This is a genomic window from Streptomyces sp. NRRL F-5630, assembly GCF_000719475.1.
In the GTDB taxonomy this organism is placed as follows: Bacteria; Actinomycetota; Actinomycetes; order Streptomycetales; family Streptomycetaceae; genus Streptomyces.
In genome coordinates this window covers 1-19,743 of the sequence record NZ_JOGO01000010.1, presented here as the reverse complement: position 1 = coordinate 19,743, position 19,743 = coordinate 1, and the positions used below count along the sequence as shown (strand labels likewise).

Below are 19,743 nucleotides of genomic sequence, written 5' to 3'. Positions count from 1 at the left end.
TGTCAGGATCGGCACTCACATCGAGCCGGAGCTACGGTACCCGCACCCTCGCGGGGGCCGGAGGAGAGCGACATGCACAACCGCTTCCAGCCACGGGACCACTTCACCGCAGGCGCCCAGTACATCGATGGCCGCCTCGTTCGGGGAACCTCGGGCTGCAGGCAGGATGTCGTGGATCCGGCCAGTGGGCGGACGATCTTCACGTACGAACTCGCGGGACGTGCCGACGTGGACGCCGCCGTCGCCGCCGCGCGTGCCGCCTTCCCCGCCTGGTCCGGCGCGACGCCCGGCGAGCGTGCGGACGCCCTCCACCGTTTCGCGGCGGTGCTCGCCGAGCGCGCCGAGGACTTCGCCCAGGCCGAGTCCCTCCAGTGCGGCAAGCCGATCAGGCTCAGCCGCGAGTTCGACGTGCCGGGCACCGTCGACAACACCGCCTTCTTCGCCGGCGCCGCGCGGCACCTCGAAGGACGCGCGGCGGCCGAGTACAGCGGCGACCACACCTCGTACGTACGTCGCGAGGCGGTCGGCGTCATCGGCTCCATCGCGCCGTGGAACTACCCCCTCCAGATGGCCGCCTGGAAGATCCTTCCGGCCATCGCGGCGGGGAACACGATCGTGCTCAAGCCCTCCGAACTCACCCCCTTCACCTCACTCCTCTTCGCCGAGGCCGCGACGGCCGCCGGCCTCCCCGGCGGTGTCGTGAACATCGTCAGCGGCACCGGCCGCGAGGCGGGCGAGCGCCTCGTCACGCACCCCGACGTCGCGATGACGTCGTTCACCGGCTCGACGGCGGTCGGCAAGCACGTCGCGGAACTCGCCACCGGCGGCGTCAGCAGGCTCCACCTCGAACTGGGAGGCAAGGCCCCGTTCGTGGTCTTCGACGACGCGGACATCGACGCCGCCGTGCACGGTGCCGTCGCCGCCTCGCTCATCAACGGCGGCCAGGACTGCACCGCCGCGACGCGCGCCTATGTGCAGCGCCCCGTCTACGAGCGTTTCGTACGCGACGTCGCGGCGCTCATGGAGACGGTGCGGCTTGGTGACCCCTTCGACCCGGCGACCGACCTCGGGCCGCTCATCAGCCATGCGCACCGTGACCGCGTCGCGGCGTTCGTGGAGCGCGCTCGCGCGACGTCGCGCGTCGTGACCGGCGGCGAGGCACCAGGCGGCGTGCTCGAGGACGGCGCCTACTACCGCCCGACGTTGCTCGCCGACGTCGCGCAGGACAGCGAGGTCGTGCAGTCGGAGATCTTCGGCCCCGTCCTCGTCGCGCTTCCCTTCGACACCGACGACGAGGCGCTGCGGCTCGCCAACGACACGCCGTACGGGCTGGCCGCCTCGGCCTGGACCCGCGACACGTACCGCGCGCACCGTGCCACCCGCGAGATCAAGGCCGGCTGCGTATGGATCAACGACCACATCCCGATCGTCAGCGAGATGCCGCACGGCGGCTACAAGTCCTCCGGCTACGGCAAGGACATGTCCGTGTACTCCTTCGAGGAGTACACCCAGGTCAAGCACGTCATGTTCGACAACACCGCAGTGGCCAGAAAGGACTGGCACCGCACCGTCTTCGGAGACCGGTAGCGCACCGACCGGTATCACGGCCCCCTCATCGAGCAGGCTCACCCGGAAGGGCACAGCGCATGGAACAGTTCGATTCGGATCGTCCGCCCCCGGCCATGGCGCGTGCCCTGCCGCGCGCGGCACGGGGCGGCTGGACGGGGCGTCGCGGCGCGGCGCCGTGGGCACCGGGACGACGCGCCGTGCTGCGCGCCGTCGGTGGCGGCGCGCTCGCCGCAGGCGGCCTCGCGGGGCTGAGCGCCTGCGGCATCCCCGCCGCGGCGAAGACGGGCGACGACGCGATCACCTCCGAGGACCATTCCCGGCAGGAGAAGAGCGTCAGCTTCTCCAACTGGACGGAGTACATCGACGTCAGCGACGACAACCGCCACCGCCCCTCGCTGGAGGGATTCGCGAAGCGCACCGGCATCAAGGTCAAATACACCGAGGACATCAACGACAACGTCGAGTTCTTCGGCAAGATCAAGCCACAACTCGCCGCGGGCCAGGACACCGGCCGTGACCTGATCTGCGTCACCGACTGGCTCGCGGCGCGCCTCATACGCTTCGGCTGGGTGCAGAAACTCGACCCCGCGCACCTGCCGCACGCGTACGCGCATCTCGCGCCCCAGTTCCGCAGCCCCGACTGGGACCCGGGCCGGTCCTACTCGTACCCCTGGGCCGGCATCTCGACCTTCATCGCCTACAACATCAAGGCGACCGGCGGCCGTGAGATCACCTCCGTGTCCCAGTTGCTCGACGACCCCAAGCTCAGGGGCAAGGTGGGGCTGCTCTCGGAGATGCGCGACACCGTCGGCATGATGCTGCTCGACATGGGCAAGGACCCTGGCCGTGTGACGGCGGACCAGTACGACGCGGCGATCGCGCGCATCCAGAAGGCCGTCGACCGCAAACAGGTGCGGCGCTTCACCGGCAACGACTACATCGCCGACCTCAGCAAAGGCGACCTCGCGGCCTGCCTCGCCTGGGCCGGCGACGTCGTGCAGCTCCAGGCCGACAACCCCGACGTGCGCTACGTCATCCCCGACTCCGGCTACATGACCTCGACCGACAACCTCCTCGTGCCCAACAAGGCACGCCACAAGGCCAACGCCGAGAAGCTCATCGACTACTACTACGAACCGCCGGTCGCCGCCCGCCTCGCCGCCTGGATCAACTACGTCTGCCCGGTCGACGGCGTCAAGCCGGAGCTGGCGAAGATCGACAAGGACGCGGCCGACAACCCGCTCATCGTCCCCGACCGCGCCATGGCCGCGAAGTCCCACGCCTTCCGTTCACTCGGGACGAAGGAGGAGACCGCCTATGAGAAGAAGTTCGCTTCCCTGACGGACGGCTGACGCGAAGGCTGAGGTGACGCGGTACGGCGACGCGTCGGCACGGTGGACGCGTCAGCACGTCGCGCGGGGCGGCCTCTGCGGCGCGAGGCGGCGGGGTACGTCGCGACGTCGCGGGCGGTACGTCGCGTGCGCGACGCCCACGACGCGTGGACGCGACGTCACGCAGGCGCCGCGCCGCCGCCACCGGCCCGACGTCCCGCTTCGCACCGACGCCTCGCGCGGCCCGTGCGCGACGTCGCGCCGACGCGACGTCGGCCCCCCCGTGCGGGAACCGACGCGCCGTACCGCGCAGCGCACCCCCGCAACCCACCCACCCTCCGAACGCCCCACCACCGGCACCTTCACCACCGGGATGCAGCTCATGACGACCACCACGCCATCCACCGACCAGCCGGGCCCGACCGATCGGGGCGGCGCCGTGCGCCTCGAAGGGATCGGGAAGAAATACGGGAACTTCACGGCGGTGCACCCGCTGGACCTGACCGTTCCGCAGGGGTCCTTCTTCGCGCTGCTCGGCGCCTCCGGGTGCGGCAAGACGACGACGTTGCGCATGATCGCCGGACTGGAGGTACCGACCTCCGGCTCCGTCCACCTCGGCGACGAGGACGTGACCGCGCTGCCGCCCTACCGCCGCCCCGTCAACACGGTGTTCCAGAGCTACGCGCTCTTCCCGCACCTCGACATCTACGAGAACGTCGCGTTCGGCCTGCGACGTCGCGGCATCAAGTCGGTGAAGAAGCAGGTGGCCGACATGCTCGACCTCGTCCAGCTCGGCGACTACGCGCGCCGCAAACCGCACCAGCTCTCCGGCGGCCAGCAACAGCGCGTCGCCGTCGCCCGCGCGCTCATCAACCGCCCCCGGGTCCTGCTCCTCGACGAGCCCCTCGGCGCCCTCGACCTCAAGCTGCGCCGGCAGATGCAACTGGAGCTGAAGCGCATCCAGACGGAGGTCGGCATCACTTTCGTGCACGTGACACACGACCAGGAGGAGGCCATGACGATGGCCGACACCGTCGCGGTCATGAACGCTGGCAGCGTCGAACAGCTGGGCGCCCCCGAGGACCTCTACGAGACGCCGCGCAGCACCTTCGTGGCCAACTTCCTCGGGACCTCGAACCTCCTCCCCGGCACCGTCGACGACGCGACGTCGGACGGCGACGTCGCGCTGACGGCGCGTGGTACACGCCTCGTCGTACCCGCCGTGCGCTGTGCCGTACCGCCGCGCAAGGGCGGCGCGCTGCTGCTCGGTGTGCGCCCCGAGAAGGTCTCGCTCATCCCCGTCGAGGACGAGGCGCGGATACCCGAGGGGCGCAACCGGGTCCGGGGCCGCATCGCCGACTCCAGCTTCATCGGGGTCTCGACGCAGTACGTGCTCGACGCCCCCTGCTGCGGGCGCTTCGAGGTGTACGCCCAGAACATCGAGCGCGACGTGCGCCTGACGCCGGGCGCCGAGGTCGTCGCGCACTGGAACCCCGCCCACGGTTTCGGGCTCGACGCGGAGCAGGACATCGACGCGGGCGTCGCCACGGCGGGCAGTGAGGGGGACGCCGCGTGAGCGCCACCGACGCACCCCCCGCGCCACCCGCGAACACGCGGGGACCCGACGACGTCGCGGGCCCCACGCCGCCCCGGCGTCGCGGCGTCCGGGTGCGCGGCCGCCTCGTGCCGTACTGGTTGCTGCTGCCCGGGATGCTGTGGCTGCTGGTCTTCTTCGCGCTGCCGATGGTCTACCAGGCGTCCACGTCCGTGCAGACCGGCTCGCTGGAGGAGGGCTTCCGGGTGACGTGGCACTTCGCCACGTACTGGGACGTCTTCAGCGAGTACTGGCCGCAGTTCGTGCGCTCCCTCGCCTACGCCGCCGTCGCGACGGTCCTGTGCCTCGCGCTCGGCTACCCGCTCGCGTACCTCATCGCCTTCCGCGCGGGGCGCTGGCGCAACCTGGTGCTCATCCTCGTCATCGCGCCGTTCTTCACGAGCTTCCTCATCCGCACGCTCGCGTGGAAGACGATCCTTGCCGACGGCGGCTTCGTCGTGGACGTGCTCAACACGCTGCATCTCCTGGACGTCACGAGCGCGCTGGGCATCACCGAGGGCGATCGCGTCCTCGCGACGCCGCTCGCGGTCGTCTGCGGGCTGACGTACAACTTCCTGCCGTTCATGATCCTGCCGCTCTACACGTCCCTGGAGCGCATCGACCCGAGGCTCCACGAGGCGTCGGGAGACCTGTACGCCGCGCCGTTCACAACCTTCCGGAAGGTGACCTTCCCGCTGTCGCTTCCCGGCGTCGTCTCGGGGACGCTGCTCACCTTCATCCCGGCCGCCGGCGACTACGTCAACGCCGATCTCCTCGGATCGACGGATACGCGGATGATCGGAAATGTAATTCAGACGCTTTTCCTCCGGGTCCTCGACTACCCGGCTGCCGCCGCCCTTTCCTTCCTCCTCATGGCGGCCATCCTCGCCGCTGTCACGGTCTACCTGCGCAAGTCCGGAACGGAGGACCTGATCTGATGAGCACCCGGATCCCTACGTCGCGCGACGTCGCGCCGGAATCGCGTCGTACGCCGCGTGACGCCGCGTCGGCGTCGCGTGCGCGCACACCCGGCGGACTCCTGCGCACCGTCCGCCGTAACCTCGTCGTCATCGCCGGGATCTGCACCCTCGCGTACATGATCCTCCCGAATGTCGTCGTGATGATCTTCTCGTTCAACAAGCCGAACGGACGATTCAATTACGAGTGGCAGCGTTTCTCGACCGATGCCTGGAGCGATCCCTGCGGCGTGGCCGACATGTGCGGCTCGCTCTCGCTCAGCCTCCAGATCGCGGGCTGGGCGACGCTCGGGGCGACGGTGCTCGGCACGATGATCGCCTTCGCGCTCGTGCGATACCGCTTCCGCGCGCGCGGCGCCGTCAACTCGCTGATCTTCCTGCCTATGGCGATGCCCGAGGTCGTCATGGCCGCGTCGCTGATGACGCTGTTCCTGAACATGGGCGTCCAGTTCGGCTTCTGGACGATCCTGATCGCCCACATCATGTTCTGCCTCAGCTTCGTCGTGACTGCGGTCAAGGCACGCGTCATGTCCATGGATCCGCGCCTGGAACAGGCCGCGCAGGACCTCTACGCAGGCCCCGTCCAGACCTTCCTGCGCGTCACGCTTCCCATCGCCGCGCCCGGCATCGCGGCCGGCGCGCTGCTCGCCTTCGCGCTCTCGTTCGACGACTTCATCATCACCAACTTCAACGCCGGCTCCACCGTGACCTTCCCGATGTACGTCTGGGGCTCGGCGCAGCGCGGCACGCCGGTGCAGATCAACGTGATCGGCACCGCCATGTTCGTCGTCGCCGTGCTCGTCGTCCTGGCGGCCATGCTTCTCGGCAGGCGCCGGAAGAGGCAGCAGGGGGGCTGATGCGTCGGGGTGGGGCGTCGGGGTGGGACGACGCGTGGTGTTTGGCGTGTCGCGACGTCGGCCGCGTCGTGCGTGGTGTCGTCGCGTCGCGCCGTACCGCGGACGTCGCGTGGGCGGCGACGTCGCGCACGGCGTACGCGACGTGGGGCCGTGGCGCTACGTCCCGCGCGCCGTCGAGGCGTCGCGTCGTCACCGGGCACAGCGTGTACGGCGCGTCGCGACGTATCTCCGTGTGACGCGTCTCCATCCCCCGGCCCCGCACATCGCCCCGCCTCGTGGCGTCCGGACGCACTGCCCGCGCGTCTGCCCCGGCCCGGACCGGCGCAAGGCACGCAGCAGCGATACCGCACCTTTCGTACCGACCGTGCTCCGCACCGCACCGACCGTGCTCCGCACCGCGCGGAGCGCCACCGTAGGGAGTTGACATCATGGCCGCGAGCGCCATGAGCAGCAGATGGACCACCGCCCTCGCCGACGCCCGGCCCGGCGCCTACTGGCTCGACGACCCCGGACGGCCCGAGCCCCTCCCGGCGCTCGTGGGTGACGCCCGTTGCGACCTCCTCGTCGTCGGCGGCGGCTACAGCGGCCTGTGGGCCGCCTTGCGGGCCAAAGAACGCGACCCGGGGCGCGACGTGGTCCTGGTGGAGGCGAAGACGGTTGGGTGGGCGGCCTCCGGGCGCAACGGCGGTTTCTGCGCCGCGTCCCTCACCCACGGGCTCCTCAACGGCCTCGACCGCTGGCCGGAGGAGATCGACGCCTTGGAGAGGCTGGGGAGCCGCAACCTCGACGACATCGAGGCCACCGTCGCGCGCTACGGCATCGACTGCGCGTTCGAGCGCACCGGCGAGATCGACGTCGCGACGCGGCCGCACCAAGTCGAGGAGCTCGCCGAGCTGTACGAGACGGCGCGCGCCCACGGCTTCGACACCTACGAACTCCTCGACGAGGCGGCGCTTCGCGCCGAGGTCGACTCGCCGACGTTCCTGGCGGGCCTTCAGGACACCAGCGGGGTCGCGCTGCTGCACCCCGCACGGCTCGCGTGGGGGCTGCGCCGGGCGTGTCTCGACCTCGGTGTCCGCATCCACGAGCACACCCCCGGCCTCGCCCTCGCACGCGACGGCGCCCGGATGGCGCTGCGTACGCCGTACGGGCGCGTCTTCGCGCGCGACGTCGCGCTCGGCACGAACGTCTTCCCCTCGCTCGTGCGCCGTCTGCGCCCGTACACGGTGCCGGTGTACGACTACGCGCTCATGACCGAGCCGCTCACGGCCGCCCAGCACGACGCGATCGGCTGGCACAACCGGCAGGGGCTCGGCGACAGCGCCAACCAGTTCCACTACTTCCGGCTCACGGCGGACAACCGCATCCTGTGGGGCGGGTACGACGCGATCTACCGCTTCGGCGGCGCGGTGCGCGCCGAGTACGACGACCGGCCCGCGACGTACGAGAAGCTGGCGCAGCACTTCTTCACCTGCTTCCCGCAGCTCGAAGGTCTCCGCTTCACGCACGCGTGGGGCGGCGCGATCGACACCTGCACGCGGTTCTCGCCCTTCTTCGGTACGGCGCACCGCGGCCGCGTCGCCTACGCCGCAGGCTTCACCGGGCTCGGAGTAGGCGCGACGCGTTTCGGCGCCGACGTCATGCTGGACCTCCTGGAGGGGGCGGAGACGGAGCGGACGGCGCTGCGGATGGTGCGGACGAAACCGATGCCCTTCCCTCCGGAGCCGTTCGCCTGGACGGGGATCGAGCTGACGCGACGTTCGCTCGCGCGCGCCGACGACCACAGGGGACGACGGAACCTGTGGCTGCGGGTGATGGACCGGGTGGGGCTCGGGTTCGACAGCTGAGGCGGCCGGGGTGGGTCGCCGCCGCGCCTACGCATCGTGTCCCGCCGCGCGTCTCCGCCCCGCGACGCGTGGTGCCGCGCTGTGCACGGGTGCGCGAGGGGGCCTCGGGGTGGCGTGACCTCGCGTGGCACGCGTCGCGCGGCGGGGGCGCGGGGGGTGACGTCGCGTGGAGGGGAGGCATCGTTCGGTATGTCGCTACGTCGCACGCGGTGCTGTGACGCGTGTCACCGTCGCGGCGTCTCCCGACTCGCGTAATGCTCGCGTCGGCGGGCGGTCTCTCCTGTGAGGCGTGCGCCGCGCGCGCCTCGCGACAGGAGGCACAGCGATGACGGAGCCCGAGGACGTCCCCGAGGCCTTGGAGAGGCCCACCCCCTTGGCGTGGTTGGCGAACGCCGCGCCCGACCCCGCGACGTGCCTGCGCCAGTGGGAGCGTGACCCCCGGGGGACCGCACTGCTGCCGGCGGGGCGTGTGTGGGACGTCCTGGTCCTCCCTGGAGCCCTTGGGCGCGCGACGTTGGAAGTGCTGGGGCGGCTGGTCGAGCGTCCCGGTCCGGTTCTCGCGGACGCGGGACGGGACCGCCTGGGTTTCCTCGTGCCGGTGGGCACCGCCGCGCAGTGGGCGGGGGGCGGGGTGCGGTGCGCCGGGGAGGGCACGTGGCTGGTGGTGCCGCGTCCCGGGGAGACGGCGGACGGCATCAGCTGGGTCGTTCCGCCGGACGGTTCGGGAGTGCTCACCGACGCGGCACGGCTTGAGCTCGCGCTGCACGAGGCGGCGGCACGTCGCGCCGAGGAAGGGCAGGCCGAGTGACGGCGTGGCGCGGGAACGGTCGTGACGTCGCCTGCCCCGGGACACGTCGCGCAGAGGCGAAGCTACGTCGCGAGGGCCGGACCACGTCGCGAGGGCCGGACCACGTCGCGAGGGCCGGACCAGGTCGCGTCAGTCCGCACACGTCGCGTGGTGAGTGACTACGCGACGTCGCCGCTTTCCGGCTCGCCCGCGCGACGTTCCGGCGGCTGTCCCGCCGCGTCGTCCCGGACCCGCGTCCTTGGCCGCTCCCGTACCCGTACGAGAACCACTGCCACGACCTGGAGCACCGCGCCGCCCAGGCACCAGCTCGCCACGACGTCCAGGGGCCAGTGGTAGCCCTGCCGGACCAGTCCGTAGCTCACACACAGCACGAGCAGCAGCCACGCCGCGGTGAGGGCGCGCCGTACGCCGCGTCGGTGGGGCGTGAGGGGACCGGCGAAAAGCAGGAGGAGTGCGACGCCGTACGCGACGGTCGCGGTCGCCGTATGGCCGGAGGGGTAGTAGCCGAGGCCCTCGGCGGAGGGCTGGCCCGGACGGTCGAAGATCTCTTTGAGAGGGAGGACGAGCGCCGGGACGACGAGGATCGCGACGAGAGCGGTGAGCGCCGGCCACCACGCGACGTGGCCCGCGCCGCGACATACCCACCACGTGACCGCCGCGGCACACAGCGCGAGTACGGGGACGGCGACCGCGGTGTTGCCGAGGTCGGAGAAGAACTCGGCGAGGGGATGCGGCAGGCCGGCACCGTCGTGGAGGCGTACCCCGAGGCGCTCGTCGAGGCGACGCAGCGGACCACGAGCGACGAGTTGCCAGGTGAGAAGGGCGAAGACGACAGCGCACAGGGAGAGGACAGCAGCCGGACGCCCCGGAACCGGGGGGCTGGTTCCGGGGCGTCCGGGAGGACCGGGAAACCGCGCGCCCCGGGGGGTGTGGGGCGGGCGGCCGTCCGATCGGTGAGGATGCCCGGGGCCTGGGGCCCCGGGGGTGTGCGCGAAGGCACGGCCGGTGCGCGACAGGGGAGGCCACGCGACGGCACCGCTCGCGGTTTCCCGCGGGCGGGGTGTTTGGTTCATCCGCTGAGAACCTACGGCAGCGAGCAGCGGCCGGGACAGGGGCCAGCCCATCCTGCCATCGCCCTCGCACACCTTCTTCACAAGCCTGGTCACGCCCTCACGATGCCTGACGGAGCGGGCGCGGACGAGTGCGACGGGCGGGGGAGAGGCGGGGACGTCGCGTTCGTGGCGGAGGCGTTGCCACGTCGCGCCGGGGACGTCGCGACGTGGCGCGCGACGTCCCGGCGTAACGCGACGTTCCTGGCGCCTCGCGACGCGACGTCGCGACGTGGTGCAAAGCGCCACCCCTCCGTCCGCTACGCGATGTCCCCCGGTGCTCAGGGCTCTTCAGGCCGACGCCGCCAGCGCCTGCTCGAAGACATCGAGCGCGTCGTTCAGGAGGTCCTCGCCGATCACGAGCGGGGGCAGGAAGCGGACGACGTTGCCGTACGTGCCGCAGGTGAGGACGAGGACGCCCGCGGCGTGGCACGCCTTCGCGATCGCCCCGGTGATCTCCGGGTTCGGCTCCTTGCCGCCCGGCTTGACGAACTCGGCCGCGATCATCCCGCCGCGCCCGCGCACGTCGCCGATGACCTCGTACTTCTCCTGGAGCGCGACGAGGCGTCCCTTCATGATCTCCTCGATGCGCTTCGCCTTGGCGTTGAGATCGAGTTCCTTCATGGTCTCGATCGCACCGAGCGCCGCGGCGCACGCGACGGGGTTGCCGCCGTAGGTGCCGCCGAGGCCGCCCGAGTGCGCTGCGTCCATGATCTCGGCGCGCCCCGTCACGGCGGAGAGCGGGAGGCCGCCGGCGATACCCTTGGCGGTGGTGATGAGGTCCGGGACGATGCCCTCGTCCTCGCAGGCGAACCACTGGCCCGTACGGCAGAAACCGGACTGGATCTCGTCCGCGACGAAGACGATCCCGTTCGCCGTCGCGAACTCGCGCAGCGCCGGCAGGAAACCCTTCGCCGGCTCGATGAAGCCGCCCTCGCCGAGCACGGGCTCGATGATGACCGCCGCGACGTTGTGCGCGCCGATCTGCTTCGTGATCTGGTCGATCGCCTGCGCGGCGGCCTCGGCACCCGCGTTCTGCGGACCGGTTGGCCAGCGGTACGCGTACGCGACGGGTACGCGGTAGACCTCGGGGGCGAAGGGGCCGAAGCCCTCCTTGTACGGCATGTTCTTGGCCGTCAGCGCCATCGTGAGGTTGGTCCGGCCGTGGTAGCCGTGGTCGAAGACGACGACGGCCTGGCGCTTCGTGTACGAGCGGGCGATCTTGACGGCGTTCTCGACGGCCTCGGCGCCCGAGTTGAAGAGCGCGGACTTCTTCGCGTGGTCGCCGGGGGTGAGCTCGGCCAACTGCTCGGCGACGGCGACGTAGCCCTCGTACGGAGTCACCATGAAACAGGTGTGCGTGAAGTCGGCGAGCTGTGCGCTCGCGCGACGTACGACAGCCTCGGCGCTCGCACTCACGGTGGTGACCGCGATGCCGGAGCCGAGATCGATGAAGCGGTTGCCGTCGACATCCTCCAGGATGCCGCCCTCGGCGCGCGCCGCGAAGACGGGCAGCGTCGAGCCGACGCCCGCCGCGACGCTGGCGGCGCGGCGGGCCTGGATGTCCTGCGACTTCGGGCCGGGAATAGCCGTGACGACGCGGCGCTCCTGCGGAATGGCGCTCATGAGGGCTCCTGGGGGTGCTTGGGTGTCCGTGGTCCGGGTGGCGCTCACCCGGCTGCCCGGTTCGGCGGGCGTGACGTCCGCCTGCCGGACCGGCGATGTGGCGCTCCGTCGCCAACGGTGCTTCCGCTCGTCGCCGGGGCCTGCCCGCAGGCTAGGGGGCGCGAGGGCGGGACGGGATGCGCCGTTCGGGAGAAGTGGAGCGTGTCGCTTGTCCTTGGTGGAGCAGGCGGCGGGGGAGGGGTGCAGGGGTAGGGACTGGTGCGACTGGGGTCGGAGTACGCCCGACGTGGCGTGAGTCGGCGGCGTGAGGTCGCGTGTCGCGCGGGCTTGCGAGACGCGACCGCCGCGCAGCGCAGCGCAGCGCCACGTCGCGTGGATCGGACGACGGGGCGGCACGTGAAAGACGGCACGTGAGCCGGGGACGTCGCGTTGTGCGTTGTGCGTGGGGGCGGAGCGGGGTGCGCTGGGCGGGCGTCGTCCGGTACGTCGCACGTCGCGACGCGGCGTGGTCCCCGCGGCAGTTCTGACGCCCGGCCGTAATTCGGGTACAACTCGTGTGCGTCGTCCACGAGGGCGCGTGGGGACACTAGATTGAGCCGCGATCGATGATCGACCCGCGCCGCGCGAGACGGAACGATGGACCGGCAGGTCAGGGGGCTGGGCATGGACAGGGACGGTACGTATGGATCGCAGGCCTCTGGGAGTGGGCCCGCGCCCGGAGGCCCACCCGCCGGTTCCGTGCCGCCGCGTCCGGACGTACCGCCCGGGGGCCCTGGGGTACCTGACGCGCGCCAGGGCGACGCGATGCCTCCCGTACCGCCACGGCCGGCCGGGCCGCCCCCCACGGCGACGGTGCCGCCTCCGCCGCCCGGACACCCTGCCGCGTACGACGCACGGGTGCCGCCGCCCATGCCGGGGCGGGGGCCGGGTGCGTCTCCTGGAGGGAGCGTCTCGGAGAGGCCGCCCGGGGCGGACTTCCTCGACTGGCTCCGCACGCCGCGTCCGCCGGCCCTCCCCGGCATCTGGCGCTTCGGCCACCGCCCTCGGCCCGAGGCAGAACCGGAGCAGACTCCGGGGCGGCAACTCGTCAGCGGCGCGTTGATCGCTTTGCTGGTGGGGTGGTTGTTCTGGTCGTTGTTGTACAACGGGTTCCTGTGGGGCGACTGGTGGCTTTTGCCCGTGCGTGCCTTGGCACCGACTTCGCTCAAGGAATCGACCACGTGGGGCACTGCCACCTTCTACCTCTACTACGCACTCGTCATCATTCTCGTCGCGGCGGCCGTGGGCAGGCTCGGCCGCTGGCCCGAGCTCTGGCGTCGCTACTCCCCCTGGTCCCGCACCCGTCGCGAGGCCAGCACCGCGGCGTCCCCGCCCCCGGCTCCCGCCCCCCAGGAGGACCCCGCCCAATGGCCCGAGCTGCGCGCGGCCGGTGAGCACGCGGCGGCCGACAGGCTCGTGGACGAGGCGTACGCCGGCCGGTTGCGCGACGTGGACCACGCGCGGCTCGTACGCGCCTGGCGCTCCGTGCAGTCCGGACAACTGCCCGTCGAGACGTTCCGGCATGACGTCCTCCGCGACGGCGCCGCGGCGTTCCCGCACCCGTCGGGCCGACGTGACCTGCCCGCCCGCTCCGTCCCGCACGACCTCGCCACGGGGCAGGTCCGCCTGGGCGCCACCCTGGACGACGCGCGCAACCCCTACGCGTACCGCACCGCCGGCTTCGCGCTCGGCTCGGAACTCCTCGCGACGTCCCTCGTCGCCGTCGGCCCCGCGGGCTCCGGCAAGACCGGCGCACTCGTCCGTCCTGTGGCCGAGGCACTCTGCCTGCAAGCCTTGGCGGGCCGTGCCGCCGTCGTCGTGGTCGGCGCGGAGGGCGCGGGGCTCGGACGCACCGACAACTACGACATCGTCATCCGCCTCGGCCACCCCGACTCCGTCTACGACCTCGACCTCTACGGCGGCACCCGCGACGCGGAGGAAGCCGCGACGTTCCTCGCCGAGGCCCTGGTCGGCGACCTTCCTCAGGCGTCCGGTTCGGGGCGGCGTCCCAGCACCGTCCTCGCCCAGTTGCTGGGTCCCTTCCGCGCCGTCCACGGCCGGTTCCCCTCCGTGGCCGAGTTGCGCCTCCTCCTCGACGGTTCCCCCAAGCACCTCGCCGCGCTGCGGTCCGCCCTCGCCGCGGGAGGCCACAGCGCACTCCTGCGCGACGTGGAGTCGCGCGAGCGCCAGGCCGGTCAGCCCGGCGACGCCGCGCCGCTGCTCGTGGACCGGCTCGCGCTGCTCGACCGCCCCGCCTTCGCGGACTTCTTCGACACGTCGGGCGAAGGCGCGCCCTTCTCCTTCCGGGCGCTCGACCATCCGGTACGCGTGCGCATCGAGCTCCCGGCGCGCAGCCATCCCAACGCCGCGCTCGTCCTCGCGCGACTGGTGCTCGCCCAGTTCACGGGGAGTGTGGTGGTACGCGGCGACCTCTCGCTGTTCGCGTGTCTCGTGCTGGACGACGCGGCCGGCGTCGTGACGGCCGAGTCCGTGCGCGGCATCCAGTCGCTGCGTTCCGCCCACGCGGGCGTGGTCCTCGCGCTGCGCACGCTCGACGACGTGCCGCGAGAGCTGCGTGGCCCGCTCCTCGGCGCCGCAGGGTGCCGCATGGCGCTCTCGGGGGTCGCGCCCAGGGACGGGCAGGACTTCGCCGCGGCGTGGGGCACCGAGTGGCGCGAGATCCGCGACATCACGGACCGGCAGATCGTCGCGGACGAACCTCTCACGAAGGTCAGCCACTTCCTGCGGAAGGCCATCACGGGCAAGGCGCCGACGGCGCAGTCCGTCACTGTGCGGCAGGTCGAGCGCGAACGCTGGTCGGCGTCGGAACTCGCCCACGCGCTGCCACCAGGCCACGCGGTCGTGTCCCTCACGACGGTGCGAGGCGAGCACGCGCCGCCCCTTCTGGTCGACCTGCGCCGCTGACGGCGCGCGACGCGGCGTCGCGGGGGACGTCTGAGGACGGGACGCGACGTACGCCGCCCCGTGGCGCGCCCATGCGGCGTGCATGAGACGCCTCCCGTGCACGCTACGTAGCGCCTGCGCGACGCAACGTGCACCCGACGTACGGCGAAGCGCCGCGTCGTCCTGCCGCGTTCCTCGCCCCGCACCGCCGACTCCGCCTCGGCCCCCTATGCCCCGCTTCCGCCCTGGCGTATCCCGTCCCGGCCCCTCACCCCATACATACGGTGAGGCAGACTTGGAAGCGTCGCTCATACGCGACGGCCAAGAACCCGGCCCAGTAATACGTTCGTCCATGCCCCGCGCGACGCCCGGAAGGTCCCATGCCGCCCACGCTCGCCTCACTCGTCCACCACTCCGCGCTCAAGCTCACCGTGCTGGCCGGAGCGGACCGCCTGGACACCCCCGTCCGCTGGGCGCACGTGAGCGAGCTGATCGATCCGGTGCCGTACATGAACGGGGGAGAGCTGCTTCTGACCACTTCCCTCACCCTCGACGCCGAGAACCCCGAAGAGGTCCTCCCCTACGTCCGCCGTCTGGCGCGTGCGGGCGTCGCGGGGCTCGGCTTCGGCAGGGGCGTCAACTACGACGGGGTCCCCGCCGCGCTCGTGGCGGCTGCTGAGGCGGAGTCGCTGCCGCTGCTCGAAGTACCGCGACGTACCCCTTTCCTGGCGATTACGAAGGCGGTCTCGGCGGCGATCGCGGCCGAGCAGTACCGCGCGGTCACCGCGGGCTTCGCCGCGCAGCGCGAACTCACGCGACAGGCACTCGGCGAGGGGCCGGAGGGCCTCATCGGCGCGCTCGCCGCGCAGCTCAACGGCTGGGCGGCCGTCTACGACGCCTCGGGCGCCGTCGTCGCCGCCGCACCGGAGTGGGCCGCGCGACGTGCCGCGCGCCTCACGCCCGACGTACGCCGTCTCCGCGACCGCCCGGCGCCCGCGAGCGCGGTCGTGGCCGCCGCGGAGGACCGCGTCGAACTGCACTCCCTCGGTACGGCCCGGCACCCCCGCGCGGCCCTGGCCGTGGGTACCGAGAGCACACTCGGCACCGTGGAGCGCTACTCGGTCCACGCCGCGATCTCCCTGCTCACCCTCACCACGGAGCGCTCCCGCGCCTTCCGGGCCGCCGAGCAGCGCATCGGCGCCGCCGTGCTCGGCATGCTCCTCGCCGGGGAGTCGGGCCATGCGCGCGCCGCGGCGGGGGACCTGTACGGTGCGCTGCTCGACGCGCCGTTCCGCCTCGCCATCGTCGCGGCGACGTCGCCTGCCTCCCAGCCGCACGCGTCATCCCCGGCCTCCGGCACCGGGGCCGCCTCCGGCGAGGACACCGTGACGCCCGAACTCGCTCCGGACCCCTTCGCCGCCATGGTGGACCTCGTCGAGACCGCCGCCGCTCGCGCCGGTGAGCCCGTCCTCGTCGTCCGCGAGGGAGAGCGCCTCGTCCTCCTCGCCGTCGACCAGGGGGCCGTCGCCGACGCCTGCGCGACGTACGCCGGGGAATCGGACCGCGCCCGCGACGCCGGCGCCAAGTCGACGCCCGAGAGCACTCTCGCCATCGGCCTCTCCGCCCCGTCGGGCCCAGTGGCCGCCGTGACCGCGTACAAGCAGGCCGAACAGGCCCTCTCCGTGGCGCGACGTCGCGGCCGGACGCTGGTCGAGCACGAGGACGTCGCGGCGGGCTCCGTGCTTCCTCTCCTCGCCGACGACGCGGTACGCGCCTTCGCGGACGGCCTCCTGCGCGCGCTCCACGACCACGACGCGACGGGGCGCGGCGACCTCGTCGCCTCGCTGCGTGCCTGGCTCGCCCACCACGGCCAGTGGGACGCGGCGGCGGCCGAGCTGGGCGTCCACCGGCACACCCTCCGCTACCGCATGCGCCGCGTCGAGGAGATCCTGGGCCGTTCCCTCGACGACCCCGACGTCCGGATGGAGCTCTGGCTCGCGCTCAAGGCGACGACCGCGACGGGCGGCGTCGTCTGACGGGCCCGGCGTCGCCCGACGGACGTGGCGGCGCGTTCGGGGGCGACGCCGTGGGGACGTGCGGAGGCGACGCGAGTGGCGCGCCCGGGACGACGCGAAGTGGTACACGGCGGGGCGATGTCGCGGCGTACGTCGCGTGAAACCGCCCACAGGCGTCACATCGCTCAGTACGCGACGTACCCGCGCCACCGGCGCGACGTACCCGCGACGTGAGAGGGCCCGACGCCGCGCCGTTCGCCCCGCAGTCGCGCCCGACGTCGGCCCGCGCGCCCACGCGCCGCCCTCTCCGCCACCCCCGGTCCGCTCCGTTCCCTCCCGCACAGCTATCGCCAATACGGCGCGTTCCGCTCCCCGGCCGCTACGCGAAGGACAAACGACGCGACGCGGCGGCGCCCTTACGGTGGCCCTGCTGAGGCGTGCCGCCTCGCGCGACGCCGCGCCACGCGACGTACGCACACCCACCACTGCACTGCGGAAGGGCCGGGACTCGCGATGACTACCACCCATGCCTTCTGGCTCGCCGGCCGCCAGGCCACGGGCGAAGCCACGTTCGACGTCACCTCGCCCTGGGACGGGCGCGTCGTCGGGAAGGTCGCTGTCCCGACCGGGGCTCAGGTCGAGGAGGCGGTCGCCGCCGCGTACGGGGTGCGCGAGGAGTTCGCGGCGAGCCCCGCGCACGTACGCGCCGCCGCGCTCGACCACGTCGCGAAGCGGCTCACCGAGCGCGCCGAGGAGATCGCGCAGCTCATCTCGGCCGAGAACGGCAAGCCCATCAAGTGGGCGCGCGGCGAGGTCGGCCGCGCCGTCTCCGTCTTCCGCTTCGCGAGCGAGGAGGCGCGGCGTTTCAACGGCGGCGAGGGGCTCCGGCTCGACACCGACGCGGGCGGCGAGGGGCGCATCGGGCTCACGCGGCGCTTCCCGCGCGGCGTCGTCCTCGGCATCGCGCCGTTCAACTTCCCGCTCAACCTGTGCGCCCACAAGGTTGCCCCCGCCCTCGCGGCCGGCGTGCCGATCATCCTCAAGCCCGCCCCCGCGACGCCCCTCTCCGCGCTCGTCCTCGGCGAGCTTCTCGCGGAGACCGCGCTCCCGGTCGGCAGCTGGTCCGTCCTGACCGTCGAGAACGACCGCATGCCCGCCCTCGTCCAGGACGAGCGGCTCCCGGTGATCTCGTTCACGGGCTCCGAGAAGGTCGGCTACGCGATCATGGACTCCGTCCCGCGCAAGCACTGCACCCTCGAACTCGGCGGCAACGGCGCGGCCGTCGTTCTCGCGGACTACGCCTCGGACGCCGATCTCGACTGGGCCGCGGGCCGCATCGCCACGTTCTCGAACTACCAGGGCGGCCAGTCCTGCATCTCGGTGCAGCGCGTCATCGCCGACGCCGCCGTCTACGACCGCCTTGCGGAACGCGTCGTCAAGGCCGTCGAGGCGCAGGTGACGGGCGACCCATCCGACCCGGCGACCGAGGTCGGCCCGCTCGTCAGCGAGGACGCCGCGCGGCGCGTCGAGTCCTGGGTCGACGAGGCGGTCACCGCCGGCGCGACGCTTCTGGCCGGCGGAGAGCGCGACGGCGCGACGTACGCCCCCACCGTCCTCGCCGACCTCCCCGCCGACACGACACTCGCGCGGGAAGAGGTCTTCGGACCGGTTCTGTCCCTGATCAAGGTGAACGGCGAGGACGAGGCGTACGCGGCGGTCAACGACTCGAAGTACGGCCTCCAGGCCGGCGTCTTCACGCACGACGTGCAGGCGGCGTTCCGCGCCCACCGGGCCCTGGAGGTCGGCGGCGTGATCATCGGCGACGCGCCCTCGTACCGCGCCGACCAGATGCCGTACGGCGGCGCCAAGCTCTCGGGCGTCGGGCGCGAAGGCGTCCGCTCGGCGATGGAGGACTACACGTACGAGCGGATCATGGTCTTCACCGGCGTCCAGCTCTGAACAGTCCTCGGCGTCCCCCGGGTATCCCGTCCGGTGCGCACGCGCCGTCTGCGTGGCCGACCACGGCGCGGGCGGCGCGTCGTGAGGGGGCCGCGCTGTGACGTCGCGGCACGGGGCCATGGTTCCTTACCCCGCGACGTCGCGGCGCGGGGACCATGGCGAGGCGGCGCGACGCAGGCGACGTGGCCTCTGACACGTCGCGTGTGACCAGGGCAAACGTCGCGCCGTCGCGCCGACGTCGCGTGCGGGCTAAACCCTTTGACCAGGACCCCACCACGCGCCATGGTCACCTCCATGAGCAACCCATCGACGCCGCGTCCTCCCTTCTCCGCCACCCCTCCAACCGTCGAGCCCTCGCCCTCGGACGAGGAACTCTGCCGTACTCTCCTCGCCGCCTACGACGCCCAGCTGCGCGGCGAGAACGAGGTCGCCGACCCGCGCGCCCGGGTCGAGCGCGACGGGCCCCTCGTGCGCTTCACCGGCATCGAGACCGGCTACATCACCGGGCCGAGGGATCTCGGTGTGGAAGGCGACGCCCTGGACGCGCTGATCGCCAGGCAACGCGACAGGTATGCCGAGTTGGGCGTCGAGACGGAGTGGAAAACGCGTGGCCACGACGCCCAGAAGGACCTGCCGGAACGGCTCCGCGCGGCCGGCTTCGTCCCCGACGAGCCCGAGACCGTCTTCGTCGGCCGCACGGAGGATCTCGCCCGGCTCGAACCGCGCCTGCCGGACGGTCTCAGGATGCGCAGTGTGACGTCGCTCGCCGACCTCCGCGCCATCGACGCGATGAACGCGGAGATCTGGGACGAGTCCCACGCCCACGCCGATGAACTCCACCGCATCCTGACCTCGTCGCCCGAGAACATGACGGTCCTCCTCGTCGAAGTCGACCCGGACGCCGCGCCCGCGCCCACGACGCACACGACGCACACGACGCGCTGGCGCACGCCCGACGTCGCGTCCGACGCCGCCTCCCACGCCGCGCGGGACGCCGGCGCCCCCGCCCCGTACGACGCGACGCCCGACGTCCCCTCCCATGCCGCGCGGGAGGCCGCCCCCGCGACCCCCCACCCCGCGTCGGCCACCCCCACGCCGCCCTCCACCC

At 72.4% G+C, this 19,743-nt stretch carries 13 protein-coding genes; 11 read left to right on the top strand and 2 right to left on the bottom strand.

Annotation, left to right across the window (positions count from 1 at the left end; all coding sequences use genetic code 11):
* Positions 1 to 72: 72 nt before the first annotated feature.
* The 7 genes from IF99_RS0107125 (at position 73) to IF99_RS0107095 (ending at position 8,983) form a co-directional block, all read left to right on the top strand.
* On the top strand, positions 73 to 1,587 hold the full coding sequence (locus IF99_RS0107125; protein WP_030995498.1) for a gamma-aminobutyraldehyde dehydrogenase: 1,515 nt from the start codon (positions 73 to 75) through the stop codon (positions 1,585 to 1,587).
* Between the two features lie 59 nt (positions 1,588 to 1,646).
* On the top strand, positions 1,647 to 2,921 hold the full coding sequence (locus IF99_RS0107120; RefSeq protein ID WP_030995497.1) for a polyamine ABC transporter substrate-binding protein: 1,275 nt from the start codon (positions 1,647 to 1,649) through the stop codon (positions 2,919 to 2,921).
* A 361-nt stretch (positions 2,922 to 3,282) separates the two neighbouring features.
* Positions 3,283 to 4,476, top strand: coding sequence for an ABC transporter ATP-binding protein (locus tag IF99_RS0107115; RefSeq protein ID WP_030995496.1), 1,194 nt, complete (start codon positions 3,283 to 3,285; stop codon positions 4,474 to 4,476).
* On the top strand, positions 4,473 to 5,432 hold the full coding sequence (locus tag IF99_RS0107110) for an ABC transporter permease (protein WP_030995495.1): 960 nt from the start codon (positions 4,473 to 4,475) through the stop codon (positions 5,430 to 5,432). The genes IF99_RS0107115 and IF99_RS0107110 overlap by 4 nt, the downstream gene beginning before the upstream one ends.
* Positions 5,432 to 6,328, top strand: a complete 897-nt coding sequence (locus IF99_RS0107105; protein WP_030995494.1) for an ABC transporter permease — start codon at positions 5,432 to 5,434, stop codon at positions 6,326 to 6,328. The genes IF99_RS0107110 and IF99_RS0107105 overlap by 1 nt, the downstream gene beginning before the upstream one ends.
* Before the next feature lie 428 nt (positions 6,329 to 6,756).
* Positions 6,757 to 8,175, top strand: a complete 1,419-nt coding sequence (locus IF99_RS0107100; RefSeq protein WP_030995493.1) for an NAD(P)/FAD-dependent oxidoreductase — start codon at positions 6,757 to 6,759, stop codon at positions 8,173 to 8,175.
* Positions 8,176 to 8,500: 325 nt separating this feature from the next.
* Entirely contained in the window at positions 8,501 to 8,983 is a 483-nt protein-coding gene (locus IF99_RS0107095) for a hypothetical protein (protein ID WP_051703401.1), read from the top strand.
* Positions 8,984 to 9,141: 158 nt separating this feature from the next.
* On the opposite strand, the gene IF99_RS0107090 is transcribed toward IF99_RS0107095, so the two are convergent.
* Both IF99_RS0107090 and gabT read right to left on the bottom strand, forming a co-directional pair.
* Positions 9,142 to 10,056 (bottom strand): phosphatase PAP2 family protein, encoded by a 915-nt coding sequence (locus IF99_RS0107090; RefSeq protein WP_199806465.1) that lies wholly within the window; start codon positions 10,054 to 10,056, stop codon positions 9,142 to 9,144.
* 327 nt (positions 10,057 to 10,383) lie between these two features.
* Positions 10,384 to 11,718 (bottom strand): 4-aminobutyrate--2-oxoglutarate transaminase, encoded by a 1,335-nt coding sequence (gene gabT, locus IF99_RS0107085; protein ID WP_030995490.1) that lies wholly within the window; start codon positions 11,716 to 11,718, stop codon positions 10,384 to 10,386.
* Positions 11,719 to 12,381: 663 nt separating this feature from the next.
* Here gabT and IF99_RS0107080 point away from each other — a divergent pair.
* The 4 genes from IF99_RS0107080 to IF99_RS0107065 form a co-directional block, all read left to right on the top strand.
* A complete protein-coding gene (locus tag IF99_RS0107080) occupies positions 12,382 to 14,682 on the top strand; it encodes a hypothetical protein (protein WP_030995489.1) in 2,301 nt (766 codons plus the stop codon).
* Positions 14,683 to 15,041: 359 nt separating this feature from the next.
* Positions 15,042 to 16,697, top strand: a complete 1,656-nt coding sequence (locus tag IF99_RS0107075) for a PucR family transcriptional regulator (protein WP_030995488.1) — start codon at positions 15,042 to 15,044, stop codon at positions 16,695 to 16,697.
* A gap of 492 nt (positions 16,698 to 17,189) precedes the next feature.
* Positions 17,190 to 18,635 (top strand): aldehyde dehydrogenase family protein, encoded by a 1,446-nt coding sequence (locus IF99_RS0107070; RefSeq protein WP_030995487.1) that lies wholly within the window; start codon positions 17,190 to 17,192, stop codon positions 18,633 to 18,635.
* A gap of 294 nt (positions 18,636 to 18,929) precedes the next feature.
* Positions 18,930 to 19,743, top strand: an 814-nt coding sequence (locus IF99_RS0107065) for a hypothetical protein (RefSeq protein ID WP_030995486.1), incomplete at its 3' end; no start/stop codon positions are given.

Coding starts and splice junctions, on each gene's coding strand:
- IF99_RS0107125 (WP_030995498.1), top strand. CDS start 73: ATGCACAACCGCTTCCAGCCACGGGACCACTTCACCGCAGGCGCCCAG.
- IF99_RS0107120 (WP_030995497.1), top strand. CDS start 1,647: ATGGAACAGTTCGATTCGGATCGTCCGCCCCCGGCCATGGCGCGTGCC.
- IF99_RS0107115 (WP_030995496.1), top strand. CDS start 3,283: ATGACGACCACCACGCCATCCACCGACCAGCCGGGCCCGACCGATCGG.
- IF99_RS0107105 (WP_030995494.1), top strand. CDS start 5,432: ATGAGCACCCGGATCCCTACGTCGCGCGACGTCGCGCCGGAATCGCGT.
- IF99_RS0107100 (WP_030995493.1), top strand. CDS start 6,757: ATGGCCGCGAGCGCCATGAGCAGCAGATGGACCACCGCCCTCGCCGAC.
- IF99_RS0107095 (WP_051703401.1), top strand. CDS start 8,501: ATGACGGAGCCCGAGGACGTCCCCGAGGCCTTGGAGAGGCCCACCCCC.
- IF99_RS0107090 (WP_199806465.1), bottom strand. CDS start 10,056: ATGAACCAAACACCCCGCCCGCGGGAAACCGCGAGCGGTGCCGTCGCG.
- gabT (WP_030995490.1), bottom strand. CDS start 11,718: ATGAGCGCCATTCCGCAGGAGCGCCGCGTCGTCACGGCTATTCCCGGC.
- IF99_RS0107080 (WP_030995489.1), top strand. CDS start 12,382: ATGGACAGGGACGGTACGTATGGATCGCAGGCCTCTGGGAGTGGGCCC.
- IF99_RS0107075 (WP_030995488.1), top strand. CDS start 15,042: ATGCCGCCCACGCTCGCCTCACTCGTCCACCACTCCGCGCTCAAGCTC.
- IF99_RS0107070 (WP_030995487.1), top strand. CDS start 17,190: ATGACTACCACCCATGCCTTCTGGCTCGCCGGCCGCCAGGCCACGGGC.